We start from the raw sequence: 25,494 nt of genomic DNA on the forward strand, positions 1-25,494 counted from the left end.
CACAGCCAACCAGTACAGCAGGGGACGGGGACAACCGATGCAGAACGTGAATTCCTGGCGGAGCGTGGCGGCGGCGACCGGCCGGGCGGACCGGGTGGCGGCCGAGGCCGGGGTGCGGTGCGCCTACCGCACCGCCGGACTGGCCGAGCCGGACCGGATCATCTGGGCCCCATCGCCCCGGGCCGCCGTCGAGACGGTGGAGAAGCTGACCGACGCCGGACGGTCGGTGCGCGAGGAGGTCCGCACCCGTCCCTGGGCCGAGGAACGCCGCCGGATGTACGACGAGCTGGGCCCGGCGGGCTGGTCGGCGCTCTGGTCCGCCACCGGAGCGCAGCTGTGGGAGACCACTGCCGCCCTCGCCGAACGGATACGGACCGGTGTCGTCGCCGACCTGGCGCCGCGGCCCGAGGACGAGGGGGCCGTCCGGCTGGTGCTCCTGGACGCGGTCCTCGGCCAGCACGACGCCGCCTGGCTCGCGGCCTTCGACGGGCGCGGCGACCGGCTGACGGGCCTCGCGGAGGTGGCCCGCAACGCCGGCTGGTGGTGGCCCTACGAGAGGGCCGTGGTCATCACCGAGCGGCCCGACGTCCTCCACCGGGACGAGGCGGGCCGGCTCGACCACGGCGAGGGCCCGGCCCTGGCGTACGGGGACGGGTTCGCCCTCCACGCCTGGCGCGGCATGCCCGTTCCCGCCGCGTTCCTGGCCGAGCTGTCCGCCCTCACCCCCGAGCGGATCCGCGCCGAGGAGAACGCGGAGCTGCGCCGCGTGATGCTGGAGTACTACGGCTACGACCGGTATCTCACCGAGTCGGGCGCCGAGCCCGTCCACCGCGACGAGACGGGCATCCTCTGGCGCATCGCGCTCGACGGCGACGAGGACGTGGTGATGGTCGAGGTGGTCAACTCCACCCCCGAGCCGGACGGCACCTACCGCACCTACTGGCTTCGCGTGCCACCCGCGACCCGGACCGCGAAGGACGGGGTCGCCTGGACGTTCGGACTGGAGGGTGCGGTCTACGCCCCGGTGCGCCAGACCTGAGACCGGGCGGTCAGCCGCCGGCGGGGGAGCCGGTCAGGTCCGCGAGGTCGATGCCCAGCTCGCGGGCGAGCGCCTCGTCGGTCCACCGCAGCATCGTGGACCGGGACAGCGGACCCGAGTACGAGGTCGTCTGCACCGCCATCCCGTCCAGCAGGGCGGTCAGCCGCCAGGCCGCCGACCGGGGATCCTCGCACCGGAACTCTCCGGCGGCGGCGCCCTCCTCGATGACCTGGGCCAGCTCCGCCTTCCACCGCTGGTCGAGGTCGCCGGCGACCTCACGGAGGGCGGCGTCGCGCAGGGAGGCCGCCCAGCCCTCGATCCACAGCCGCCAGCCCTTGGCCTGCCCCGTCGGCGCGTACCACCGCACGGCGGCCCGCAGCCGTCGTACAGCGCTGGTGCGGCGGGCCAGCAGCTTGCGGAGGTGGGCGAGATCGCCCTCGGCCGCGTACGCGAACGCCGCCGCGACCAGCTTCTCCTTGGTCGAGAAGTGGTAGAGAACGAGCGCGTTGCTCACGCCCAGCACCGAGGCAACGTCGGCGATCCGGACGGCCGAGACCCCGCGGACCTCGATCTGCTCGACCGCCGCGCGCAGCAGCTCCTCACGCCGCTCCGCCACGTTCAACCGGACTCTTGCCACCGGGACACCCTAACCAATACGCCAGGTCAGCGATGGTGATACGGCGGCCGAGAAGGTGACGGGAAGGTGCCCGCACCGGAATCCTGTGGCCGCCTCGGACGTTGCATCCTGCATGACGCGCATCGAACCGGCACAGGAAGCACTGCTCCGTCTGCTCGGCGAGCACGACGGCGGTGTTCTGGTCACCCTCAAGCAGGATGGACGCCCCCAGCTGTCCAACGTCAATCACGCCTACTACCCCGACGAGCAGGTCATCCGCGTCTCGATCACCGAGGGCCGGGCCAAGACCCGGAACCTGCGGCGCGACCCCCGGGCTAGCTACCACGTCACCAGTGACGACCGCTGGGCGTGGACCGTCGCCGACGCGACCGCCGAGCTGACCCCGCCCGCCGCGGCGGCCGACGACGCCACGGTGGAGGCCCTGATCGGGCTCTACCGGGACGTCCGGGGCGAGCACCCCGACTGGGACGACTACCGGCGGGCCATGGTCCAGGACCGCAGGGTGCTGCTCACCCTGCACATCGACCACGTCTACGGGCAACCACGTGGCTGACACCCCCGACGGCCGGAGCGGCTGCCCCGTTCAGCATCCTCTGCTCGCCCTGTCGTACAGGCCGACCATAATGAGACGACACCGACTCCCTCAGGAGATGTTGTGACCGGCGCTGACTACTTGCTTCCGCTCCGCACCAAGTTGCGCTCGATGCGCACCGAGTCCTTCGGGGCCGATCCGGCCGGAGCGCGGATGGAGCGCATCCGCCGCTCGCCCCATTTCGTCGACGGAGCGTTCCAGAACCCGGTGGGAGCCCGGACCAGGCCCTCCGGGTCCACCGTCGAATTCGCCAAGATCTATTTCCAGAAGGAGCAGCGGGCCCGCAGGACGCCGAACGGCACCGTGCCCGTCCATCCCACGACCCTCGCCGATCTGGCCGCACCGCCCGTCACCGGGCTCCGACTGACCTGGATGGGCCACTCCAGCGTGCTGGCGGAGATCGACGGCCGACGGATCCTGTTCGACCCGGTCTGGGGCGAGCGCTGTTCCCCGTTCCCGTTCGCCGGGCCCAAGCGGCTGCACCCCACTCCGCTGTCGCTGGCCGCGCTCGGACCCGTCGACGTCGTCGTGATCTCCCACGACCACTACGACCACCTCGACCTGCCGACGATCCGCGCACTGGCCGGCACCGACACGGTCTTCGCCGTGCCGCTCGGTGTCGGAGCCCATCTGGAGCGCTGGGGCGTTCCCGCCGACCGGATGCGCGAGCTCGACTGGAACGAGACCGCGACGGTCGCCGGAATCAGCCTCACCGCCACCCCCGCACGCCACTTCTGCGGGCGCGGGCTGCGCAACGGGCAGCACACCCTCTGGGCGTCCTGGGTCGTCACGGGCCCGGAGCACCGGATCTACCACAGCGGGGACACCGGCTATTTCCCCGGCTTCCGGGACATCGGGGCCGAGCACGGGCCCTTCGACGCCACCATGATCCAGATCGGCGCGTACTCGGAGTACTGGCCGGACATCCACATGACCCCCGCCGAAGGCATGCGCGCCCACCTGGACCTCCAGGGCGGCCGCCCGCACGGCGTGCTGCTCCCGATCCACTGGGGCACGTTCAACCTGGCGCCGCACGCCTGGGCGGAGCCGGGCGAGTGGACGAAGGACGCCGGCGAGGAGGCCGACCAGCCGGTGGCGTTTCCCCGCCCGGGCGAACCGTTCGAGCCTGCCGGGGTGCTCCCCGTGGAGTCCTGGTGGCGAGCGCTGTCGCCCGTGCTCGCCCGCCCGTGGCGCCTCGCCGGGGAGCAGACCGGAACCGCGCCCGACCCCGGCCCCGGCCCCGCACCGGCGGCGCGGGGCGATCTCGACCTCGCCGGGGAGCGCTGACCACGCGCGCGGCGGAGCACTCCTCCCGTACCGCTCACACCTGAGGGCCGCCGCCGGGTCGTCCGGCGGCGGCCCCTGGAGCCTGGCGTGGCCGTCAGGCGAGCCGGGACGCCGTGTAGACCTCGATGGCGTCCCGCTGATACGCGGCCAGCCCCGGGGCGATGGCCTCGTACGCGGCGCGCCACTGCGCGTTGTCCACACAGGAGCGCCCGATCGCCCGGTATTCGTCGGCGGACACGGCGTGCAGTGCCGTGAGCGCCCGGTACTGCGCTTCGATCTCGGCCTGCACGGGCCCGGCGTCGGCCGGGGCGCCCGCGGCCATGTGCTCGGCCAGCCGGATCATCAGCGCCGTGCGCTCGCGCTGTCCGGCCTCGGTCTCGGCCGGGGTCATGGCGGCCGCCCGTCGGCCGGCCTCCTCGGCGAGCTCGGGAAAGTCGCGCAGATTCCCCTCGTACTGAGAGGGCTGGATGCCCTCGAACAGGTTCTCCGGTCGGTTGATCGCGGCCATGGGCCTACCGTCCTTTCTGGACTGTTCCAGCTCGGCGATCGTGCGGGAGACGGTCGCGGCCAGGGCGTCCAGCCGGTCCCGCTCGGCGAGCAGCCGCAGATGGTGTCCGCGCAGGGCCTCCAACGTGTCGACCTGGTCGGCGAGGACCCTGCCGATCTCCGGCAGCCCTACGTCCAACGCCCTCAGCACGAGGATCTGCTGCAGCAGCAGAAGCTGGTGCTCCTCGTAGTAGCGGTGGCCGTTGGAGCCGATCCGGGCCGGCGGCAGCAGACCGATCTCGTCGTAGTGCCGCAGTGTCCGGGCGGTCACCCCCGACATCCGGGCGACCTCGGAGATCGGCCAGTCCATCGCCACGTCCTCACTCCCTCACAAGCGCCTCACCGGGCCGGCTTCTCCGGCCCTGGTCATGACCGTAGAAGCTGCCGCAGGGGCAACTTCAAGCCCCGATCCGCACCCGTCGGCGGACCGGGCCACCGGGCGGCACGGCCGGGCTCAGCACCGGCCCTCCTCGACGGTCATGGAGAGGCTGACCTCGATGCTCGTCAGGCCCGGTGACCGCCATGGCCCTTGCTCCTGCCCGGGAGCCCAAGTGTCGGCTGTTCCGGGCCGTTTGGGGCGGTTTCGGGGCGGCCGGGGACGGGCCTGCGCGGTCTCTTCGCGGAAGTGGCGCAACGATCTCCGCCCGGTGCGCGTCTCATCAAGCGTGATGGATCTTCCTGAGTCTCCGGCCACCGCTGACAGCTACGACGACGACGACGCGAGCGTCCGCCCCGGCCCGTTCTGGCGCCATGCGGTGTGGGCCGCGGCCGTCACCGCCGCCGGAGTGGCGCTGGGATGGGTGGGCGCCTTGTTCCGCATCGGGCCGGAGGAGTTCGGTCTGCCGCCCGCCGCTCCGGGAGCGCTCTGGCCCTATCTGCTCGCCTGGACCGTGATCGGCCTGACGCTGGCCGCCGTCCTGCGGTTCGTGGCCGCCAGGGTGCCGGTCTACGAACCGGAGACGGCCGTCATCGGCGTCGTCATGATCGGCACGCGGCTCTCCCTCGGCTGGCGGCCGGAGCCTCTGGAAGTCGCCGGTCTCGCTGCGGCGGGGCTGCTGCTGGTGGCCGTCTGGTGCGCGGTCGCACTGCGCGGGGCGGCCGTCGTACGGCGCGCCGAGGAGGTTCCCCGATCCCCGGGCACCGCTTAGGACACGCCGACGGCGGGGACGGGAGACACGCCCGGCGCGCGGGCACACTGGGGCAGCCCCCGAAATCCCCGTACGAAGGAGAGTCCCGTGGCACTCACCCGTGAAGAGCGCGAGCAGTTCCTCGCCGAACCCCATGTCGCCGCGCTGGCGGTCGCTTCGGGGGACGGCGACCGGGCCCCGCTCAGCGTGCCCATCTGGTACGAGTACGAAGCAGGCGGCGATGTCCGCATCCTCACCGGCCGGACCTCGCGCAAGGCTGAACTGATCGCTGCCGCAGGCCGGTTCACGCTGCTGGTCGACCGGCTGGAGCCGACCATCCGGTACGTCTCCGTCGAGGGACGCGTCATCGACACCCGCCCCGCGACGCGCGCGGACCTGGAGGAGGTGTCGGCGCGCTACCTCCCGGCCGAGAAGGTCGCCGGCTACGTGGACTTCGCCTGGGAGAACCACGGTGAGCAAGTGGTGATCACCCTGCGCCCCGAGCGCTGGGTCAGCTCGGACCTCGGCCAGGTCTGAGCCCCGGCCGTGCGGCCCGCACACGGAGGCCCCCCGGACCGGCGGGGGCCTTCCACGTGTGGCGACGCCGACACGGGGGAGGGGTGCCCCATGCACTCCTGGACCCTTGACGACATGCCCGACCTCGGCGGGACCACCGCCGTGGTCACCGGCGCCAACAGCGGCATCGGCGCGGTGACCGCCCTCGTGCTGGCCCGCTCCGGCGCCCGTACCCTTCTCGCGTGCCGCGACCCTGAGCGCGGCCGGCGTGCCGTGGAAGCCGTCCGCCGGGCCGCCCCCGGCTCGGACGTGCGGCTCGTCCGCCTCGACCTGGCCGATCTGAGCAGCGTGGCCGAGGCCGCCGAGGTCATCGCCAAGGAGGTCGACGGGCGGCTCGACCTGCTGGTCAACAACGCCGGGGTGATGGCCCTGCCGCCACTCCGTACGGCGGACGGTTTCGAGATGCAGTTCGGCACCAACCACCTGGGGCATTTCGCTCTGACGCTCCGCCTGCTCCCGGTCCTCGGGGTCAAGGGCCCGGCGCGCGTGGTGACCCTCTCCTCGCTCGGCCACCGCATCGGCCGCATCGATCTCGACGACCTCAACGCCGAGCGCTCGTACGGCAAATGGCGGGCCTACGGCCAGTCCAAGCTCGCCAATCTCCTGTTCACGAACGAGCTGGACCGGCGAGCCCGCGCCGCCGGCCGGGACCTGGTCGCCCTGGCGGCCCATCCCGGCCTCTCCGCCACGGAGTTGGGGCAGGCCGGGCCGCGCCTGGCCGGGCGGAACTGGGCCGCGAAGCTGGAGCGGACCTCCCGCCTGTACACCCAGCCGGCCTCGGCGGGCGCCCTGCCCGTCCTGTACGCGGCGACGCTGCCCGACGCCCCGGGCGGCTCCTACTACGGCCCCGCCCGGCTCGGCGAGACCCGGGGAGCCCCCGCGCCCGCCAGGAAGTCGCACCGCGCCCAGGACGCCTCCACGGCACGGGCGTTGTGGGACGAGTCGGCCCGGCTGACCGGGCTGGACGCCGACGCCGTGTGACGCGTGAGGGAGCGCCGAAGACATGTCGTGCGGCCCGGGGGCGCGTTGGCGAGGCGGACGCCCGGCTCTGGGCGCAGGGAAGTCGGGAGAGACGCCGGTGCCCGGCAGGAGGACCTGCCGGGCACCGGGCGACGTACCGGACGAGCGCCGGGGTCAGACCGCCGGGGCCGGGTAGGTCGGGTACTCCACCCCGGAGACGTGCTGGACGACCCGGATGACCTGGCACGAGTAGCCGAACTCGTTGTCGTACCAGAGGTAGAGGATCGCGTTGTCGCCGTCGACCTTGGTGGCCCCCGCGTCGACGATCGAGGCGTGGCGCGAGCCGATGAAGTCGCTGGAGACCGCGTCGGGCGCGCTGATGAAGTCGATCTGGCGCTTGAGCGGCGAGGCCAGCGACACGTTGCGGAGGTAGTCGAGGACCTCCTCGCGGGTGGTCTCGCGCTCCAGCCGCAGGCTGAGGATCGCGATCGAGACGTCCGGCACCGGGACGCGGATCGAGCTGCCCGTGATCGGGGCGTCCAGGTCGGGCAGCGCCTTCGCCACGGCCGAGGCGGCCCCGGTCTCGGTGATGACCATGTTGAGCGCCGCCGAACGGCCACGGCGGTCGGAGCTGTGGTAGTTGTCCAGCAGGTTCTGGTCGTTGGTGTACGAGTGGACGGTCTCCACGTGCCCGCGCAGTACGCCGTACTCGTCGGCCATCGCCTTCAGCGGCGGGACGATCGCGTTGGTCGTGCAGGACGCGCAGGACAGGATCCGCTCGTCCGGCTTGACCGTGTCGTGGTTGACGCCGTGCACGATGTTGGGGACGTCGCCCTTGCCCGGCGCGGTGAGCACGACCTTGGCGATCCCCGCCTGGAGGTGCTTGGACAGGCCCTCGCGGTCGCGCCACCGGCCGGTGTTGTCGATCAGGATGGCGTCCTTGATGCCGTACGCCGTGTAGTCGACCGTCGTCGGGTCGTCGGAGTAGATCATCTGGATCTCGTTGCCGTTGGCGATGATCTTGCTGTTCGCCTCGTCGACGGTGATCGTGCCCTGGAACTGGCCGTGGATCGAGTCGCGCCGCAGCAGCGAAGCGCGTTTGACGATGTCCTGGCCGGAGCCCTTGCGGACGACGATGGCCCGCAGGCGCAGGCCGTTGCCCGAACCGGCCTTCTCGATGAGCAGGCGGGCGATGAGCCGTCCGATGCGGCCGAAACCGTAGAGCACGACATCGCGCGACTCGCGCCGCTCGATCTTGTTGTCGCCGGTCGCCCCGGCGACGGACTCGGCGGTGAACTCCTCGACCGAGAGTCCGCGCCCGTCGGCCCGGTACGTCGCGGCCAGCATGCCTATGTCGATCTGGGAGGGGCCGAGATCGAGCGTCGTCAGAGCCTTCAGGAAGGGCATCGTCTCGGTGACCGAGAGCTCCTCGCCCGCGATCTGCCGGGCGAAGCGGTGCGTCTTGAGGATGCTGACCACCGACTTGTTCACCAGGGAGCGGCTGTGCAGCAGGACATTCACGTCCTGCTCGCGGTGCAGCTTCCCGATGATCGGGATCATCGACTCCGCGATCTCCTCGCGGTGCATCCAGTTGGTGAACGAGTCGTCATTGACAGTCACAAGTTTATCTTTCGAGCTAGGCGGCGCTCATATGGTAACCGGCCGCGTCGTCGCCCCTTCGGGCGGTGCCCTACCTGCGGGTAAACCCTGAATCGGAGCCCCGTGCGGGGTCTTGACGGGCTCGCGGTGTCCAGCATGTGGGCGGCCGGCGCCGGCGCGGGCCGATTCTGGGCCAAGGCGGCGCAATCGGGCGCGCGTGCGAGAGGTCATACCAGAGTGGGACGGATGGCGGGCAAGTTCGACAACTGCCCGTCGCGCATACGTCATTGACGACTACCGTGTGTGCCCGGTGATCAACGGTGGGCTCATGACGTTCGGGCCTGCCCGACCGATGACCCGCGCCTGACCGACCACCGTAGGGGCCACCACATGGACGCCGGCACGACCGCCGATCCCCGGTGCCCCCTGTACCGAGGACGCTGATGTCTCAACTTCGCGCACCCGACGCGCGACCGGACCGCCGTGAGGGCGGGCGGCACGGCCGCCCCGGCACGCGCGGCCACTCGGCCCCGAGCAGGCCACGCGCCACAGGGCCTTCCCCCGACGCCCGCATCCGCCCCCAGCTGCTGCGGACCGCGCTTCTCCCGGCCGTCGCCGCGGTGCTCAGCGGCGCCGCGGCCGTCATCTTCACCGTCCGCGCCGGAGACGCCGGTTCCTCGCCCAGCCTCTGGGCCGCGCTCGGTGGATCGGCCGCCCTGGCCGTCGCCGCCGTCGCCGCCGCCTACCTCGGCGCCAACCGCGTGGCGGGCCAGGTGCTCGACCGGGCCCTCGCGCTCCGCCGCGCCAGCGCCCAGGGACAGGCCGAGCTGCAGCGGGTGGTGGAACAGCTCCGCAACGGGGAAACCGTCGCCGCGCGGCGACCGGCGCAACCCCCCACGCCCGGGGCCGACGCCTTCGACCTGCTCGGACAGGAGATGGCGCGGGGCCAGGACGCCGCCGTCGCCGCCGTCGTCCAGGCGTCCCAGCTCTTCAGCAGCGCCGGCAACGAACAGAAGGTCGAGGTCTTCGTCAACCTCGCGCGACGGCTGCAATCCCTCGTCCACCGCGAGATCCAGATCCTCGACGAGCTGGAGCACGAGGTCGAGGACCCCGACCTCCTCAAGGGCCTCTTCCACGTCGACCACCTCGCCACCCGGATCCGCCGCCACGCGGAGAACCTCGCCGTCCTCGGCGGGGCCGTCTCCCGGCGGCAGTGGAGCAACCCGGTCACCATGACCGAGGTGCTCCGCTCGGCCATCGCCGAGGTCGAGCAGTACCCCCGGGTCAAGCTGGTCCCGCCGATGGACGGCACCCTGCGCGGCCACGCCGTCGCCGATGTGATCCACCTGCTGGCCGAGCTGGTCGAGAACGCCACGGTGTTCTCCGCCCCGCACACCCAGGTGCTGCTGCGCGTCCAGCACGTCACCGCCGGGCTCGCCCTGGAGGTGGAGGACCGCGGTCTCGGGATGCCGGACCACGAGCAGAAGCGGATGAACGCCCTGCTCTCCGACCCCGACCAGGTCAACGTCGCCCATCTGCTCCAGGACGGCCGGATCGGCCTGTTCGTCGTCTCGGCCCTGGCCCGCCGCCACGGCATCGCCGTCCGCCTCCAGAGCAACATCTACGGCGGTACGCAGGCGGTGCTGGTCCTCCCGCAGTCGCTGCTCGGGGCCGATCCCGACGCCCCGCCGTCGCCCGACGCCGTGCCCGTGCCGCCCCCCGGCGCTGTGCACCGGCCGCCCGTCGAGGCCGGCGCCTCCGCCGCTCCGCCGCGGAGCGGCACGCCCCGGCCCGCGGCCCCGGCCCGGACGTCCGTAGCCCAGGTGCCCGCGGCCCCGGCTCCCACGGTTGTGCCGCACCAGGCGCCCGGCCACGGGCCGAACGGCCGCCCGCAACCGCCAGCGGGCGAGGCGCCGCCCCTCCCGCTGCGCGCCGAGCGCATCGACCGCCCGACTCCGCCCGCCTCCCCGCCCGAGCGCGACGGCCGGCCCGCGTCGGCGATCGTCCACGAGCGCGACCACTCGGCTCCGCCGCCCGCCCGGCCCGAACTGCCCAAGCGGACGAACCAGGAAAGCCTCGTCCCGCAGCTCCGCGAAGCACCCGCCCCGCGCGTCGAGGACGAGCACGCCCTGCACGATCCGGGCCTCATGGCGGCCTTCCGGCGCGGCGTCGACCTCGCCGAGGCCCAGAACGCCCAGGAGGAGAGCCCCGACGGCGGCTACGGGAGCCCCGGCCGCACGCGGACCGGGGGGCAGACCGCACTCGACGCCCCCCTGGAATCCCTCTCGCCGCTTCCCGTACGCGGAGCCACGGCTCCGCCCGACCGCCCCGTCCCGGGCCGGGCATCGCTGCCGGACCACGCGCTGCCCGCGGCCGGCCTGCCCGTACCGGACAGCTACCCGCCCGACGCGTACCCGCACGACACCGCCACGTATCAGCGCGGCACCTACGCCGAGGGCGCCCACGACCGCGAAGCGGGCGAGCCCGGAGCGTTCACGGCCGAGCCCTTCGTGCCGGGCCAGGCCGGCCCGGAACCCCGCAAAGACACCACCTTCAAGGAGTAGACACCATGACGAGCGATATGCCGTCCGGTCAGGTCTCGGACCTGGACTGGCTGCTGAGCGGACTGGTCCAGCGCGTGCCCTACACGCGCAGCGCGGTTCTGCTCTCCGCCGACGGGCTGGTGAAATCCGTGCACGGCATGGACCCCGACAGCGCCGACCACATGGCGGCCCTGGCCGCCGGCCTCTACTCGCTGGGCCGCAGCGCCGGGGCCCGCTTCGGGGACAACGGGGACGTCCGGCAGGTGGTCGTCGAACTGGACTCCACGCTCCTGTTCGTCTCCACCGCCGGATCCGGCACGTGTCTCGCGGTCCTCGCCGGGCGCGAGGCGGACGCCGCGGTGCTCGGCTACGAGATGGCGATGCTGGTCAAGAGTGTCCGCCCCTATCTGACGACCCCGCTGCGGCAGCCGGCCGGGGCGCCGTTCACCCCGGGGATCTGAGGGTGCCGGCCCCGCAGGACGGGCCCCTGCTCGACGACGCGGCCGGCCGGCTGATCCGCCCGTACACGATCAGCAACGGCCGCACCCGGCCGTCCACCGCGTTCGACCTGCTGTCCCTGATCATGGCCACGGGCATCGACCCGGACGTTCCGCTCGGCCCGGAACACACCATCGCCCTCGGCATGTGCGAGGGGCCGATGTCCGTCGCCGAGATCGCCGCACACCTCCGGCTGCCCGCGGTCGTCGCCAAGGTCATCCTCTCCGACCTGGTCGCCTGCGGCGCGGTCACCGCGCACGCTCCCGCTTTCCACGACATGCCCACCGACCGATCCCTGCTGGAGGCAGTGCTCGATGGTTTACGACGACAGCTCTGACCGCACCGGAACCCCCGAGTTCTTCCCCGTAGCCCTCAAGGTTCTGGTCGCCGGAGGATTCGGCGTCGGCAAGACGACGTTCGTGGGAGCGGTCAGCGAGATCGCCCCGCTGTCCACCGAGGAGTTGCTGACCCAGAGCAGTGTGGGCACCGACAGCCTGGAGGGCGTCGAGTCCAAGACGGCCACCACCGTCGCCATGGACTTCGGCCGCATCACCCTCTCCGAGCAGCACGTGCTCTACCTGTTCGGCACACCGGGCCAGGAGCGCTTCTGGTTCATGTGGGACGAGCTCTCCCACGGCGCGCTCGGAGCGGTGGTGCTGGCCGACACCCGGCGCCTCGCGGAGTGCTTCGGCGCGGTGGACTTCTTCGAACGACGCGGCATCGGATTCATCGTCGCCGTCAACGAGTTCGACGGCGCCTACCGCTACGAGCCGGACGAGGTCCGCTCCGCGCTCGACCTCGGGCCCGAGGTGCCCGTCGTCCTGTGCGACGCCCGGATCGCCAGCTCCGGCACGGGCGCCCTCGTCACGCTCGTACAGCACCTCATCAACGCCACCTCGGCCCCCGCCCCACTCCAGACCTTCGGAGCCCACCCGTGACATCCTTCGCCACCGGCCGGATGCTTCTCACGCCCACCGACCGGCACGGCCCCGCCCGCGCACGGCGGTTGCGGAAACTGGACCTCGGCGAACGCCCCGACTCCTCCTACGACAACTTCGACGCCTTCGCCGACAAGGTGGCCGAAGTCACCGCGACGCCCTTCTCGATGGTCAACTTCATCGACGAGAACCGGCAGTTCTTCGCCGGGCTGCACACCCCGGCGGGCAACCGCCGAGGCCAGGAACTCGGTTCGGCCGCCGCGGGCAGCAACCGAAGCAGCCGCTACATGGCCCGCGACCACGGCTACTGCCCGCACGTCCTCGTCCGGCGCAAGGCCCTCGTTCTGGACGACGTCTGCGACTACCCGCGCTTCGCGGGCAATCCGGTGGTGGACGACATAGGCATCCGCTCCTACCTCGGGGCGCCGCTGATCGACCGCACCGGCATCGCCCTGGGCACCGTCTGCGCCGTCGACACCGTGCCGCGCCCCTGGGGGCGGGCCGGTCTCGACACCATCAAGTCGCTCGCCCATGAACTCGTCCGCCAGATCGACGACCGGGAGGGCCACCACACCGCCTGACACCGCCGCCCTCGGCACCCCCCGCTCTCGTCGGCGGTGCGGTGTGATGCGGTGCGGTGTCATGCTCAACTCCCGGGCGGCGCACCGGTACTGCCCCGCAGGACCACGTTCCCCTCGATCCGCAGGACCCGGGAGCGCCCCGTCCCCGACGGCGTCCGCAGGGCGAGGGCGATCACCTGCTCGCCCATCTCCGTGAGCGGCAGTGCCACCGTGGTCAGCGGCGGCGACACCTCCCGTACGACGGGGATGTCGTCGAACCCCGCGAGCGACATGTCCGCGGGGACGCGCACCCCTGCCTCCCGCAGAGCGGCCAGCGCGCCGACCGCCATCACGTCGGTCACCGCGAACACACAGGTCGGCCGCGCGCCCCCGGCGGCCAGCAGCTCCCGTGCCGCCGCGTGCCCGCCCTCCCGGGTGAACGCGCCCCGCACCACTCGCTCCAGGGTGATGCCCGCGCCGGCGAGCCCCTCGCGGAACCCCGCCAACCGGTCGGCCACCGTGGTCAGTTCTGGCGGCCCGCTGAGCACCGCGAAGTCCCGGTGCCCCAGTGCCACCAGCGAGGCCGCGAGTGCCGCCGCCCCGGCCCGGTTCTCCGGCTGCACGGTGTCCACCCGCATACTCCGGTGCCGGCTGACCACCGCGACCCGGCCGCCCGCCCGGACGTACGGCTCCAGCTCCGCGTCCATCGCCCGCTCCCACGCCCGGTCCTGGAAGCCCGAGCCGATCAGCAGGATGGCCCGCGCCCGCTGGGCCCGCAGCATCGAGACGTACGCGATCTCCCGCGCCGGTTCGCGGAAGGTGGAGGCCAGCATCACCAGCAGATCCTGCTCGGCCGCCGCGCGCATCACCCCGCCGGCGATGCCGGCGAAGTAGGGGTCGCCGACGTCGTGGCAGATCAGCCCCACCGTACGGTTGCCCTCGGGGCTCGCGAGGGCCTGGGCATGGGCGTTGGGGATGTAGCCGAGGAGATCGGCCGCCGCGCGGACCCGGCCGCGCAGGTCGTCGCGGACCCGGGTGGTGCCGTTCAGCGCGCGGGACGCGGTGGCGAGCGAGACGCCCGCCTCGCGCGCCACCGCGTCGAGCGTCACGTGGGCGGCGGGGGCCCGTCGTCGCGTATCGGGGTGGACCGGTGTTTCCCGTTCACTCAACTCGACCCCCAGGGGTGCGGTGGTGGCAGGGCCCCGAAACTTCGGGACGACCTATTGACCGTGCGCGGGAGCAGTCATTAGCGTGGCGGCACCTTACCAGAAAGCGCTTTCTGAAAGCGCCTTCACGGTTCGGGTCCGCAGCATCGCAGCATTGCACAGCTCTCCACAACTGCCCCCGAAGTCCAGGGAGTTCACCGTGAGCCAGAGCGCGCTTACCAAGCGCCCCGCCGATGTGGCGGGGGTCGCCCGCAGGGCCGGTCCCACGGCGGGGGAGCGGCTCGCCCGAGCGGTCGAGCAGAGCTGGCGGCCCCTCGCCCTGCTGCTGGCCGCCCTGGTGGTCTGGTGGGCGATCGCGGCCGCCGAGCTGATCGAGGCCTATCTCGTACCGTCGCCCGGTGCGACGCTCGACGTCCTGACCTCGAAGACCGGGTACCTCTGGCAGCACACCTGGGTGACGACGTACGAGACGCTCCTCGGCTTCGTCATCGCGGTCGCCGTCGGCGTGCTCGCGGCCGTCGTGATGGTGTACTCCTCCACGGTGGAGCGCACGCTCTACCCGATCCTGCTCTTCGCCCAGGTCGTGCCGAAGATCGCCATCGCCCCGCTGTTCGTGGTGTGGCTCGGATTCGGTATCGCCCCCAAGATCCTGATCGCCGTGCTCATCGCCTTCTTCCCGGTGGTGATCTCCATGGTCACCGGGCTCAAGGCCGTCGACCCGGAGATGCTCCAACTGTCCGCCACCATGGGGGCGAAGCCCTGGCAGACCTTCGTGAAGATCCGCTTCCCGGCCTCCCTGCCGCACCTGTTCTCCGGACTCAAGGTGGCCGTCACCCTCGCGGTGACCGGTGCGGTCGTCGGCGAGTTCGTCGGAGCCAACGAAGGCCTCGGCTACGTCATCCTCCAGGCCAACGGCAACCTCGACACCCCGATGCTCTTCGCGGGGCTGCTGGTCATGTCGCTGATCGGCGTCGTGCTGTTCGTCGTCGTCGAGATCGCCGAGAAGCTGCTCCTGCCGTGGCACGCCAGCCGCCGGGAGTCCTCGGCCACCACCACGTACTGAGCACCCAAGGTGCCCCACGTACCTCCCCGTTGCGAGAAGGGCCAGCCCATGCATGCGCGCAGACTCCTGATCGGTGTCGTACCCCTCGTCCTGGTGGCCACCGCCTGCGGCGGCGAGGACGCGTCGACCAGTACCAGCGACTCCGGCAAGAAGCTGGACAAGGTCACGCTGACGCTCAACTGGTATCCGTACGGCGAACACGCGCCGTTCTACTACGGCAAGCAGCAGAAGATCTTCGAGAAGCACGGCATCGACCTGGACATCCGGGCGGGCCAGGGCTCCCAGAAGACGGTCCAGGCGACGGCCGCCGGGCAGAGCGACTTCGGCTGGGCCGACACCCCGGCCCTGCTCGCGGGTGTCGACCAGGGCGTGAAGGTGAAGAGCCTCGGTGTCTTCCTCCAGACCACCCCGGCCTCCGTGCAGTCCTTCGACGCGAAGGGGATCGGGGCCCCCGACGACCTCAAGGGGCGGACGATCGCCGGGACGGCCGGGGACGCGCTGTCGAAGACCTTCCCGATCTTCCTCAAGAAGAACGGCATCGGGGAATCCGACGTCACCGTCCAGAACACCGACCCGGCGGGCAAGATCGCCGCGGTGATCTCCGGGAAGACGGACGGGCTCCTCGGCTACGCCAGCGACCAGGGCCCGACCATGCAGGACAAGGCCAAGAAGCCGGTCTCCTACCTCCGGTTCTCCGAGCACGGCCTGAACTTCTACTCCAACGGGCTGCTCGCCGGTCAGAGGATCCTCAGCTCGAAGCCGGAGGTGGCGGAGCGGATGGTGAAGGCGGTCAGCGAGGCCTGGGCGGCCGCCGCGAAGGCGCCCGAGCCGGCCGTGGCGGCGATGGAGGGCGCCTCCGAGCAACTGCCGCCGAAAGCCGTGCTGTCCGAGCAGTTCGCGACGACGCTGACCCTGCTGCACACGGCGGCGACCGAGGGCAAGGCGCCCGGCGTCAACACCGAGGAGGACTGGCAGCAGACCATCGACGTCTTCGCGGAGGCCGGCATGGTCACGAAGCCGAAGGCCGTCGGTGAGTACTGGGACGCGAAGACGGCGCTGAAGGGATGACGATGCCGAAGCAGCAGACGACCCCGCGCGCCTCCGCCGCCTTCGGGGCGGGTCCGGCGGCGGGGGTCCGGCTCGCGGACGTGGCGGTCCGGTTCCGCAGCAAGAAGCGCGATGTCACCGCGCTCAGCGATGTCTCGCTGGACGTGGCGCCGGGGGAGTTCGTCGCGATCGTCGGGCCGTCCGGGTGCGGCAAGTCGACGCTCCTCAAGCTGGTGGCCGGTCTGCTCACCGCCTCCTCGGGGGAGGTCCTGCTCGGGGGCGAGCGTGTCACCGGGCCCCGCCACGACATCGGGTACGTCTTCCAGCGCGCGGCCCTGCTGGAGTGGCGCTCGGCGCTGCGCAACATCCTGCTCCAGGCCGAGATCCGCCGCATGGAGCCGGCGCAGGCGCGCGGCCGGGCCGACGAGCTGATCCGGATGACCGGACTGACCGGATTCGAGGACGCCTACCCCCACGAGCTGTCCGGCGGAATGCAGCAACGCGTCGCGCTCTGCAGGGCGTTGCTGCACGAACCGCCGGTCCTGCTGATGGACGAGCCGTTCGGCGCGCTGGACGCCCTCACCCGCGAGCAGATGAACACCGAACTGAACCGCATCTGGCGCACCACCGGCACCACGGTCCTGCTGGTCACCCACTCCATCTCGGAGGCGGTCTACCTGGCCGACCGGGTCGTGGTGATGAGCCCGCGCCCCGGCACCGTCACGGAGATCATCGAGGTGGGCCTGCCCGCCGAGCGCGACTACAGCGAGACGCTGGGCCGCCCGGAGTTCCGGGCGGCAGCGGCCCACATCCGGGATCTGCTGGGGGCGGTGTCCGCGCACGACTGAGGTCGTCCTCGCGAGGTTGTGTTTGGTGCCGGGCAGGGTCTCCTGCCCGGCACCGGCGCGTTTACGGGGGCGGTGAGTGCCGCGCGGCGGGGCTAAGGCCGCACGGCCGAGGCGGCGATGCCGACCGCGCGCAGTCTCCGTGCCAGCAGCTCGATCTCGGGCCCGGTGCCGTGATGGCCACCACCGAGTATCAGCTCCAGCAACGCCCGGGCCTCGGGGAGCGTCCGGCTGTCGTCGGCCGCAGATAAGGCTGTTCATTCTCGTTAAGGTCTCTAACGGGAGCACTTGCGATTAGCTCTCGCGAAAGTTATGGTCTCTAACAGAAGTGAGCGCCTGCAAACGGGCTGTTTCTCTCGCCGCCTCCGCCCCGAAGGGACCTGCCATGGCCACCACCCGCCCCCTCCACACCGTCCTCGGCTCCGGACCCGCCGGTACCGCCCTCGCTCGCGAGCTGGTCCGCCGGGGCCACCCCGTCCGGCTGGTCGACCGGTCGGGGAGCGGTCCCGTGCTCGACGGCGTCGAGCGGTACGCCGCCGATGTCGCCACCTCCGAGGGCGCCCGCGCCGCCGTGGCCGGGGCCGGCGTCGTCCACCAATGCGTCAACGTCGGCTATCACCTCCAGGTGGAGGTCATGCCGAAGATCCAGGAGGCGGTCCTCGGCGCCGCCGAGGCGGAGGGGGCGAGGCTGGTCGTGCTCGACACGGTGTACCCGTACGGGGAGACGCACGGCGCGGTGATGACCGAGGAGACCCCGTGGAACGCCACCACCCGGAAGGGCCGGATGCGCGCCGAACTGGACGCCCGCTACCTCGCCGCCCACCGTGAGGGCCGGCTCCCCGTCGTGCTCGGGCGTTCCGCCGACTTCGTCGGGCCCGGGGTCCTCAACTCCACGCTCGGCGGGGCTGTTTTCCCCGCCGCGCTCACCGGGCAGCCCGTACCCGCGCTCGGCGACATCGATCTGCCGCACAGCTACACGTACATCGAGGACGTGGCCGCCGGCCTCGCCACCCTCGGCGAACACCCGGACGGCGACGGCCGGGTCTGGCACCTGCCCACCGCGCCGGCCCGCTCCACCCGCGAGATCCTCGCGCTCGTCGAGCAGCGCACCGGCCGGTCCATCGACCTCACCGTCGTCGCCGAGCCCCGCCCCTTCGGCCCCTTCGACGAGACCTTCATGGCGGAGTACGCCGAGATGTTCTACCAGCACACCGAACCGCAGATCCTGGACTCCTCCGCCATCGAGAAGGCCTACGGCCTCACCCCCACCCCGCTGGAGAAGGCAGTGGACGCCACCCTCGCCTGGTACGAGGAGTTCCTCGCCGCGCACCACTGAGACGCGGTCCGGCCCCGGGCGCCGTACCGCACACCCGGGGCCGGACCGGAACCCACGGACCACCGCTCAGTAGCGCAGCCTGGACAGATACCGGTAGCTGGCCCGCGCCGAGGCGAACGGGTCGGCCGGGGCGTCGTGCTCCACCAGCCACTGCTTCACCCCGCCCTGCCGCGCGGTGTCGAACATCGCCGGGAAGTCCAGGATCCCCGACCCGACGCCCGCGAAGTCCCCGTTCGGGGCCATGTCCTTCACATGGAGCGCCGGGAAGCGGCCACGGTGCCGGACGAACAGCTCGCCCGGGTCGGAGGAGCCGCCGTCGGCCGCCCAGTACAGATCCAGCTCGAAGCCGACCAGCTCCGGATCGGTCTCGTTCAGCAGGATGTCGTACAGGCTGACGCCGTCCACCACCTCATGGTCGCTGCCGTGATTGTGGTACAGCAGCTTCAGCCCGGACTCCCGGGCGGCCAGCCCCGCCCGGTTGAACTGCCGTGCCACCTCCCGGTATCCGTCCGGCGAGTGCAGCGAACCCGGCAGGCTCGGCACCACGATCCACTGACCGCCGAGGGTATGGACGTCCTCCAGTGCCTGCGGCAGCCCGGTGCCCGTCACGATGTCGTAGCCGACGTGCTCCAGCACCGCCTTGAGCCGGACCCGGTCGAGCATCTGCCGGATGGCGGCGGGGGAGTTGCCGTGCCGTCCGCTCACGCCGACCGTCGCGTACCCGATCTCCGCGAGCTGCTCCAGCGTCCCCGCGAAGTCCGCCGCGAGCGGCGTCCGCATGGTGTACAGGTGCATGCCGATCCCCGACGGCGGGATGCGCCGGCAGCCCCGCCGACCGGACGCGGCGGCCGGGGCCGCGCCCAGTCCGACGGCTGCCACCGCCCCCAACGCCGTACCGAGAAAGGCTCTTCGGGCTCCGTTCACGTGCTGCGTTCCCACGAGACTCCTCACTTCACGTCGATTCACGTTGCCCCGACTCACTTCACGTCGATGCGGACGGCGCCGGTGGTCGTGTCGCCCTTGTCGTCGGTGACCGTCAGATGCGCGGTGTAGGCGCCCTTGCGGTCATAGGTGTGCGTCGCCGTCGGCCCCTCGGCCCCGGCAGGCTTCACGTTGTCGCCGAAGTCCCAGTGGTACGAGGCGATCGTGCGGCCCTCGGCGGGCTCGACCGTGCTGCTCAGCGACACGGCGAGAGGCGCGGTGCCGGACGTCGGCTCGGCCTTCACCGCCACCGTGGTACCGCCCTCCTTCTCCACGCCCGGGCCGTTGAAGTGCAGCCAGTCGACCGAGAGAAGGTCGGCCTTGCCGGGGCTCCAGTCCGGGTTGGTGAAGACCGCGTACAGCGTGGTCGAGCCGCCCGGATCCTTCAGCTCCGTCGTCGGGGAGATCAACTTCTCGTAGCCGCCGGTGTTCGGGATGTCCACCGAGCCCAGCAGCTCGCCGGTGGGGGAGCCGGCCCGGAACTCCACCGTGCCGCCGAGCCCGCCGGAGGAAGCGCCTACCGTCACCGAGTCGACGTTCTTCAGGTTCACCGGGTCGAAGGCGACCCAGTCACCGTCCTCGATCTCGATCAGCCGCTTCCCGCCGGACGCGTCGGCCCGACTCCCGATGTCCACGCCGCCGTTGGCGCCACCGGTCGTCGTGCGGTGCTCTGCCTCACGGAAGGAGGTGCGCAGGGTCAGTGAGGTGGAGCCGGTCAGCGCCGGAGCGTCCGGGGCGCCCTTGTCCTCGTACTGGGCGGTGATCCCGTAGTAGAGGTTCTGTCCCGGACCGTGGCTGTCCCCGGCGTCCGTGACGATCTCCCCCGTGCAGCCGGTGTAGTTGTCCAGCGGATGCAGGTGGGTGTCATGGCCGAGCTGCGACTGCACCACGACCCGCGAGCAGTCGATCGGACCGCTCGCGTCGTCCTCCGCGTCCGTCACCTTCACCGTGAAGGGGATGGTGTCCCCGAAGCCGAACATCCCTCCGTCCGGCGGCTGCTGGATCGTCACCTCAGGCCGGGTGTTGCCCACCGTGATGTCCTGCACCGCGAGCGCCGTCAGCTCGTCGGGACCGGTCACGGTGAGCCGCGCGGTGTGCAGCCCCTTGTCTGTGTACGTGTGCGTGGGGTTGGCCTCGGTCGAGTCCGTGGTGCCGTCGCCGTCGAAGTCCCAGGCGAGGCCGATCGGTTGGTCGTCGGGCAGGCCGGACCCCTCGCTGGAGAACTCCACGGTCAGCGGGTCCGGTCCGCTGTCCCGGTCGACGGAGATCTTGGCGTCGGGCAGCCGGCCGTCGCCGACGTAGTCGATCCGGTAGATGCCCGCGCCCTCGTTGCTCCCGCCGCGCCCGGTACCGCTGCCGAGTCCGAAGTCGATGACGTACATCGCTCCGTCAGGACCGAAGTCCGCGTCGAAGGGCTGGTTCCACTCCATGTCCTCGAAAATGCCGTTGATCGACTGGAGGTCCCCCGCCTTCACCGGGTCGAACCGGGGATCGGTGAACGTCTGGTCCTCGCTCTGGAAGGAGAACGTCTTGAACCAGCGCCGGGTCAACTCGTAGTTGAACGCCTTCCCTTCGAAGTACTCCGGGAATTTGGTCCGGTAGGTGTTGTCCGGGTCGTAGTCGTAGACCGGACCGCCCATCGGACCGCCGCCCCCGGTTCCCACCTCCGGGAACTCGGCCGATGCGGAGTAGGCGTACCAGGCCGTCGCGGGCTGGGCCGGCGGCAGCTCCCGCAGGCCGGTGTTGTTCGGAGAGTCGTTCACCAGCGCCCCGCAGTCGAACGTGGGGCCGGACTTCTTCGTGGCGAAGTCGTAGTCGTTGAAGGGGGTGTTGTCGCCGATGCAGTACGGCCAGCCGAAGTTGCCCGCCTCGGTGATACGGGTGTACTCGACCGTGCCCTCCGGCCCCCGGTCCGCCTTCGCCTCACGGGCGTCGGGGCCGTAGTCGGCGACCATCAGGGCTCCGCTGAGCGGATCGGTGGTGATCCGGAACGGGTTGCGCATCCCCATCGCGTAGATCTCGGACCGGGTCTTCTCCGTGCCCGGGGCGAAGAGGTTCCCCTCGGGGACGGAGTACGTCCCGTCGTCCTCGGGAGTGATCCGCAGGACCTTGCCCCGCAGGTCGTTGGTGTTGCCCGCGGTCATCTGCGCGTCCCAGGCCCGGCGACCCTCGCCCTCGTCGATCGGCGTGAAGCCGTCCGAGGCGAACGGGTCGGTGTTGTCGCCGGTCGCCGCGTACAGGTTGCCGTCCTTGTCGAAGGCGAGCGAACCGGCCATGTGCGAGTTGGCCCGGCCCTCGCCGCGCAGCGTCGGCACGGTCAACAGGCGTTTCTCGGACGCCGGGTCGACGGTGTTGCCGTCCGCGGTGAACCGGGACAGGTTCAGCCGCTTCTCGACCTTGTCGGAGTAGAGCAGATACAGCCAGTTGTTCTCCGCGAACCCGGGGTCGAGGGTGAGCCCCAGCAGTCCGTCCGACTGGCTGGTCATCTCCGGCGTGTACGCGAAGTCCAGCGCGGTGGAGACCTTCATCGTCTCCTGGTCGATCACCTTCAGCTTCCCGGTCCGCTGAGCGAAGAACACCCGGCGGTCGGGGGCGACGGCCAGCTCGAACGGGTCGGCCAGATCGCTCGTGGCGAGCGGGGTCCGCTGGAACGAACCGGTGCGCGTCGCCGTGCAGTCGCCCTCCGCCGCGCCGGCCGCCCACTGGATGCCGCCGAGCAGATGCTGGACGAACGCCTCCTCCTCGAAGGACGCCTTGTCGTGCCCGCCCGCCGTGAACCAGGAGCGGCCACCGTCGTAGTTCTGGCACCAGGAGAACGGGTGGTCCACGCCCTCGTCGAGCCCGTCGATCCCGTCGCGCACCTTGATCTGGGCGAGGGTGTGCACCTTGGACGTGGGGTTGGTGCGCCAGTTGTACCACTCCTCCTGGCGCTCCCAGAGGTCGGGAAGGTGCTGCGTCGAGGGGTGCGCGTGGTCGAGGACCTTGATCCGGCCGGTCTGCGGGGTGGGGTGCTTGTCGAAGATCGCGCCGACGAGGCCCTCGTACCACTCCCAGTCGCGCTCGCTGGCGGACGCGGAGTGCAGCCCGACCCACCCGCCGCCCGCCCGGATGTACCGCTGGAGGGCGGCCCGCTCCTCGGCGTTCAGCAAGTCACCCGTCTCCGGGGTGGAGTTGGTGTTGTTGAAGACGACCGCCTGGAAGCGGCCGAGGTCCGTGTCGTTGAAGACCGAGGAGTCGGCGGTGGCCTCCACCTCGAAGTCGTGCTCGGCTCCGAGCTTCTTCACCGCCTCGATCCCGGCCGGGATCGAGGGGTGATCGGAATGGGTGACCTCGGAGTAGACGAGCACCCGGTACGAGGGGGCCGCCTGCGCGCCGGCCGGTGAGGCCACCAGCAGGGCGAGGACCAGCGCCAGGAGCGAGGTGACGGCGATGAGGGGGGACGGGCCGCCGGGGGATCGGCCGACGCGGCCGGCCCGGCGTAACGAACGGCGTCTCATGGGGCGCTCCCTGTGCGGTAGAAGCCGACTGTGGGGTGTATAGAAAGCGCTTTCTGAAGTACGCCGTTCAGAGTAGGTTCAGCCTTCCGACGGGGTCAATGGGTCTGCAGCGCCCACCGTGGCGGCGGGACGTGGGACGCGGGGCGCGGGGACGATCACGGGTGGATGTCGGTGCCGGGCGTTACGGTCGAATCCCGGCAATGGCTCGCGCCGGGCCCCAAGAACCAGCCGTACCCGTCGGACCTGCCGCACCAGCTGAACGCGTCGGACCTGCCGCACCAGCTGAACCCGTCTCACCAGCCGAAGCTGTCGCACCTGTCGATCGGAGACCCGGATGACCGCCGATGCCACGATCACCGCCGCCGACGTCCGGTCGGTCGCGCTGTCCCTGCCCGACACCACCGAGAAGCTCGCCTGGGGGCAGCCCACTTTCCGGGTGGCGGGCAAGATCTTCGCCTCGCTCGGCGACGACGAGACGGCGATGGGCGTGAAGTGCCCGCAGGAGGACCGTGCCGAGCTGATCGCCGCCGAACCGGCGAAGTTCTTCATCCGCGAGGGGCACGACGACCACTACGCGTGGATGCGCGTCCGGCTGGCGGCGCTTGAGGGCACGGACGAGCTGGCCGCCATCCTCGCAGACTCCTGGCGGCAGGTCGCCCCACGCCGGCTGGCGGCGGCTCACCCGGAGCTGGGCGAGGCGGGGGAGAGTGACGGCTGAGGGCGGCGGCCGCCGTCACAGCCCCCCGGGGCGCTCGCCGGTCAGGGGCGCAGGAACCCGGTGATCCGCTCCCGCAGCCCCTTCGGGTCCAGGCCGTGAGCCGTGAGGTGCTCCTCCATCTGACCGTACCGGCGCAGCTCGGCGCGGCCCACGCCCAGCCCGAGCACCCGGTGCGGCAGGTCGATGAGCGCTTCGCCCGCCGCCGCGGCGGAGGTACCGGCCAGATACGGTTCCACGATCACCACGTCCGCGGAAGCGGTCGCACCGGCGGCCCGGCGCACCCCTGCCGCGTCGAAGGGCCGCACGGTCGTCGCGTACAGCACGGTCACGTCCAGCCCCTCGGTGGCGGCGAGGACGTTGTCGAGCATCGGGCCGACCGCGACCACGGTCCCGCGCCGCCCCTCGCGCACCGCGGTGAACCCGGCCGCACCGCTCACCTGCCGCGCCTCCCGGTTCGCCTGGAGCGAGAGACGTACGTACACCCGGTCGTCGCCGGTGGCCGCCTCCCGCAGCAGAGCCTCGGCCTCGTCCGGATGGCCCGGCACGTGGACCGTGCAGCCGTCCAGTGTGTCCAGGAGGGCGACGTCACCGGGCGCCATGTGCGTGAAGCCCCCGGCCGGCCAGTCGTACGAGCCACCGGCGCTCACCAGGATCCCGCCGACCCCCTGATGCCCGAAGTCCAGCTTCACCTGCTCGAACGGGCGCTCGACCAGGAAGCTGGCGAAGGTGTGCACGATCGGCCGCATGCCCGTCAGCGCCATGCCCGCGCCGGCCCCGACCAGCAGCTGTTCCCGGATGCCGACGTTGATCACCCGGTCCGGATGGGTGCGCCGGGCCGGAGCGAAGCCGTCGGCGCTGATGTCGGCGAGGACGACGGCCAGCCGGGGCTCCTCGTCCAGGAGCTGTGAGGCGGTGCTGATGAATCGGTCACGCATGGTGTCCATGAGGGGTTCCTCCCGAGTGCGGTTCGCTGGGGTCAGTTCTTCGGTTCGACGCGGGCGACGACGGCCAGCGGCCTGCCCGGGTGGGGCGTGGTGAACGCCGCGTACAGGGCCTCGTGGTCGCGCCCGTCCACGGTCACGGCGTCCCATCCGGCGGACGCGAAGCGGGAGGCGATCCCGCCGGGCCAGCCGTGGGTGGCGGACGCGTTGTCGATCACCAGCGTGTGGAGCTGTTCGAGTCCGGCCGGGCCCGCGTGGGCGATGGCTTCGTGATTGCTGCCCTCGTCCAGCTCGGCGTCGCCGATCAGGACCCATACCCGGGGGTCGCCGAGGCCCTGGGCGCGCAGCCCCAGCACCGTCCCGACCGCGAGCGGCAGCCCGTGCCCCAGGGACCCGCTGCCGATCTCCGCCCCCGGCACCAGCAGGCGGTCCGGGTGGTGGCCGAGCGGCGAGTCGTACGCTCCGAAGCCGGGCAGCAGATCCTCGCCGAAGAAGCCGTGCGCGGCGAGGACGGCGTAGTAGGCCATCGGCCCGTGCCCCTTGGACAACAGGAATCGGTCCCGCCCGGGGTCGTCGACGGTGGCCGGTGTGACCCGGAGCACCCTGCTGTAGAGCACCCACAGGGCGTCCAGTGTGGAATGCGCGGCGGGGGCGTGCTTCTCGTCTCCGGTCATCAGGCCGATCAGGCGGGCCAGGTCCTGGCGGTCGTGGGTCGGGGCGTCCCGGCGGTCGAGGGCAGGTGCGGCGGTCGTGTTCGTCATGATCCGAGCGTTCAACATCAACCATGGTTGAGGTCAAGCGCGGAATGGTGTTGGTGACCACCTGCTGGAGTGCGGTATTGTTCTCATGCGCGTTCGGGCCGGGGGAAACCCCAGGTCAGGCGGGCAGCGGGACGTGGCGCAGCTTGGTAGCGCACTTGACTGGGGGTCAAGGGGTCGCAGGTTCAAATCCTGTCGTCCCGACTGGAAGCAGTCGTCGATCGAGGGCCGGTTTCGGAG

The 25,494-nt window shown here is 71.6% G+C and carries 24 protein-coding genes and 1 tRNA gene; 17 read left to right on the forward strand and 8 right to left on the reverse strand.

What is annotated here, in order from left to right:
* Positions 1–37 precede the first annotated feature (37 nt).
* The gene (locus ACFWRV_RS25165) at positions 38–1,039 is read left to right on the forward strand and encodes a DUF6745 domain-containing protein (RefSeq protein ID WP_384338003.1); all 1,002 of its coding nucleotides are present in this window, start codon (positions 38–40) and stop codon (positions 1,037–1,039) included.
* A 10-nt stretch (positions 1,040–1,049) separates the two neighbouring features.
* Here ACFWRV_RS25165 and ACFWRV_RS25170 read toward each other — a convergent pair whose 3' ends face one another.
* Positions 1,050–1,676, reverse strand: a complete 627-nt coding sequence (locus ACFWRV_RS25170) for a TetR/AcrR family transcriptional regulator (protein ID WP_384338004.1) — start codon at positions 1,674–1,676, stop codon at positions 1,050–1,052.
* 112 nt (positions 1,677–1,788) lie between these two features.
* Between ACFWRV_RS25170 and ACFWRV_RS25175 the strand changes: the two genes are divergently transcribed.
* Together ACFWRV_RS25175 and ACFWRV_RS25180 are read left to right on the forward strand one after the other, a co-directional pair.
* On the forward strand, positions 1,789–2,229 hold the full coding sequence (locus ACFWRV_RS25175) for a PPOX class F420-dependent oxidoreductase (protein ID WP_384338005.1): 441 nt from the start codon (positions 1,789–1,791) through the stop codon (positions 2,227–2,229).
* 102 nt (positions 2,230–2,331) lie between these two features.
* A complete protein-coding gene (locus tag ACFWRV_RS25180; RefSeq protein WP_384338006.1) occupies positions 2,332–3,555 on the forward strand; it encodes an MBL fold metallo-hydrolase in 1,224 nt (407 codons plus the stop codon).
* 94 nt (positions 3,556–3,649) lie between these two features.
* Here the strand turns inward: ACFWRV_RS25180 and ACFWRV_RS25185 are convergent, their stop codons facing one another.
* Positions 3,650–4,411, reverse strand: coding sequence for a MerR family transcriptional regulator (locus ACFWRV_RS25185; protein ID WP_384338007.1), 762 nt, complete (start codon positions 4,409–4,411; stop codon positions 3,650–3,652).
* A gap of 358 nt (positions 4,412–4,769) precedes the next feature.
* On the opposite strand from ACFWRV_RS25185, the gene ACFWRV_RS25190 reads away from it, so the two are divergent.
* From ACFWRV_RS25190 to ACFWRV_RS25200, 3 genes are all read left to right on the forward strand, one after another.
* Positions 4,770–5,249, forward strand: a complete 480-nt coding sequence (locus tag ACFWRV_RS25190; RefSeq protein ID WP_384338008.1) for a hypothetical protein — start codon at positions 4,770–4,772, stop codon at positions 5,247–5,249.
* Positions 5,250–5,336: 87 nt separating this feature from the next.
* A complete protein-coding gene (locus ACFWRV_RS25195) occupies positions 5,337–5,765 on the forward strand; it encodes a pyridoxamine 5'-phosphate oxidase family protein (protein ID WP_384338009.1) in 429 nt (142 codons plus the stop codon).
* A gap of 90 nt (positions 5,766–5,855) precedes the next feature.
* Entirely contained in the window at positions 5,856–6,785 is a 930-nt protein-coding gene (locus ACFWRV_RS25200) for an oxidoreductase (RefSeq protein WP_384338010.1), read from the forward strand.
* A gap of 153 nt (positions 6,786–6,938) precedes the next feature.
* Here ACFWRV_RS25200 and ACFWRV_RS25205 read toward each other — a convergent pair whose 3' ends face one another.
* A complete protein-coding gene (locus ACFWRV_RS25205) occupies positions 6,939–8,384 on the reverse strand; it encodes a glyceraldehyde-3-phosphate dehydrogenase (protein ID WP_384338011.1) in 1,446 nt (481 codons plus the stop codon).
* Positions 8,385–8,806: 422 nt separating this feature from the next.
* Here ACFWRV_RS25205 and ACFWRV_RS25210 point away from each other — a divergent pair, with 422 nt between their 5' ends.
* From ACFWRV_RS25210 to ACFWRV_RS25230, 5 genes are read left to right on the forward strand one after another with little or no spacing between them, the layout of a single operon-like run.
* The gene (locus tag ACFWRV_RS25210; protein WP_384338012.1) at positions 8,807–10,927 is read left to right on the forward strand and encodes an ATP-binding protein; all 2,121 of its coding nucleotides are present in this window, start codon (positions 8,807–8,809) and stop codon (positions 10,925–10,927) included.
* 5 nt (positions 10,928–10,932) lie between these two features.
* Positions 10,933–11,367 (forward strand): roadblock/LC7 domain-containing protein, encoded by a 435-nt coding sequence (locus ACFWRV_RS25215; protein WP_006128963.1) that lies wholly within the window; start codon positions 10,933–10,935, stop codon positions 11,365–11,367.
* 2 nt (positions 11,368–11,369) lie between these two features.
* The gene (locus ACFWRV_RS25220; protein WP_384338013.1) at positions 11,370–11,741 is read left to right on the forward strand and encodes a DUF742 domain-containing protein; all 372 of its coding nucleotides are present in this window, start codon (positions 11,370–11,372) and stop codon (positions 11,739–11,741) included.
* Positions 11,719–12,342: an ATP/GTP-binding protein gene (locus ACFWRV_RS25225; protein WP_384338014.1), complete on the forward strand. Its 624-nt coding sequence runs from the start codon at positions 11,719–11,721 to the stop codon at positions 12,340–12,342. Before ACFWRV_RS25220 ends, ACFWRV_RS25225 begins: the two co-directional genes overlap by 23 nt.
* Positions 12,339–12,923 (forward strand): GAF domain-containing protein, encoded by a 585-nt coding sequence (locus tag ACFWRV_RS25230; RefSeq protein WP_384338015.1) that lies wholly within the window; start codon positions 12,339–12,341, stop codon positions 12,921–12,923. Before ACFWRV_RS25225 ends, ACFWRV_RS25230 begins: the two co-directional genes overlap by 4 nt.
* A gap of 65 nt (positions 12,924–12,988) precedes the next feature.
* On the opposite strand, the gene ACFWRV_RS25235 is transcribed toward ACFWRV_RS25230, so the two are convergent.
* Positions 12,989–14,011 (reverse strand): LacI family DNA-binding transcriptional regulator, encoded by a 1,023-nt coding sequence (locus ACFWRV_RS25235; RefSeq protein WP_384338028.1) that lies wholly within the window; start codon positions 14,009–14,011, stop codon positions 12,989–12,991.
* A 256-nt stretch (positions 14,012–14,267) separates the two neighbouring features.
* Between ACFWRV_RS25235 and ACFWRV_RS25240 the strand changes: the two genes are divergently transcribed.
* The 4 genes from ACFWRV_RS25240 (at position 14,268) to ACFWRV_RS25255 (ending at position 18,359) form a co-directional block, all read left to right on the forward strand.
* Positions 14,268–15,131: an ABC transporter permease gene (locus ACFWRV_RS25240; protein WP_384338016.1), complete on the forward strand. Its 864-nt coding sequence runs from the start codon at positions 14,268–14,270 to the stop codon at positions 15,129–15,131.
* 48 nt (positions 15,132–15,179) lie between these two features.
* Positions 15,180–16,199 carry an ABC transporter substrate-binding protein gene (locus ACFWRV_RS25245; RefSeq protein ID WP_384338017.1) on the forward strand — a complete coding sequence of 340 codons (1,020 nt, stop codon included), beginning with the start codon at positions 15,180–15,182 and terminating at the stop codon, positions 16,197–16,199.
* Positions 16,196–17,026 carry an ABC transporter ATP-binding protein gene (locus ACFWRV_RS25250; RefSeq protein WP_384338018.1) on the forward strand — a complete coding sequence of 277 codons (831 nt, stop codon included), beginning with the start codon at positions 16,196–16,198 and terminating at the stop codon, positions 17,024–17,026. The genes ACFWRV_RS25245 and ACFWRV_RS25250 overlap by 4 nt, the downstream gene beginning before the upstream one ends.
* Before the next feature lie 382 nt (positions 17,027–17,408).
* Complete coding sequence (locus ACFWRV_RS25255; protein ID WP_384338019.1) at positions 17,409–18,359, forward strand: NAD-dependent epimerase/dehydratase family protein; 951 nt, start codon at positions 17,409–17,411, stop codon at positions 18,357–18,359.
* A 66-nt stretch (positions 18,360–18,425) separates the two neighbouring features.
* Here the strand turns inward: ACFWRV_RS25255 and ACFWRV_RS25260 are convergent, their stop codons facing one another.
* Positions 18,426–19,154 carry a sugar phosphate isomerase/epimerase family protein gene (locus ACFWRV_RS25260; RefSeq protein ID WP_384338020.1) on the reverse strand — a complete coding sequence of 243 codons (729 nt, stop codon included), beginning with the start codon at positions 19,152–19,154 and terminating at the stop codon, positions 18,426–18,428.
* Between the two features lie 182 nt (positions 19,155–19,336).
* Positions 19,337–22,837 carry a ThuA domain-containing protein gene (locus tag ACFWRV_RS25265; protein ID WP_384338021.1) on the reverse strand — a complete coding sequence of 1,167 codons (3,501 nt, stop codon included), beginning with the start codon at positions 22,835–22,837 and terminating at the stop codon, positions 19,337–19,339.
* Positions 22,838–23,171: 334 nt separating this feature from the next.
* Here ACFWRV_RS25265 and ACFWRV_RS25270 point away from each other — a divergent pair, with 334 nt between their 5' ends.
* Positions 23,172–23,555: an MmcQ/YjbR family DNA-binding protein gene (locus ACFWRV_RS25270; RefSeq protein ID WP_384338022.1), complete on the forward strand. Its 384-nt coding sequence runs from the start codon at positions 23,172–23,174 to the stop codon at positions 23,553–23,555.
* 41 nt (positions 23,556–23,596) lie between these two features.
* Here ACFWRV_RS25270 and ACFWRV_RS25275 read toward each other — a convergent pair whose 3' ends face one another.
* Both ACFWRV_RS25275 and ACFWRV_RS25280 read right to left on the reverse strand, forming a co-directional pair.
* Positions 23,597–24,499, reverse strand: coding sequence for a transketolase family protein (locus tag ACFWRV_RS25275; protein ID WP_384338023.1), 903 nt, complete (start codon positions 24,497–24,499; stop codon positions 23,597–23,599).
* Positions 24,500–24,531: 32 nt separating this feature from the next.
* Positions 24,532–25,257, reverse strand: a complete 726-nt coding sequence (locus ACFWRV_RS25280; RefSeq protein WP_384338024.1) for a transketolase — start codon at positions 25,255–25,257, stop codon at positions 24,532–24,534.
* Between the two features lie 127 nt (positions 25,258–25,384).
* On the opposite strand from ACFWRV_RS25280, the gene ACFWRV_RS25285 reads away from it, so the two are divergent.
* Positions 25,385–25,458, forward strand: a tRNA-Pro gene (locus tag ACFWRV_RS25285).
* Positions 25,459–25,494: the final 36 nt, after the last annotated feature.

Origin of the sequence: Streptomyces sp. NPDC058576, assembly GCF_042718715.1 — a bacterium.
GTDB lineage: Bacteria > Actinomycetota > Actinomycetes > Streptomycetales > Streptomycetaceae > Streptomyces.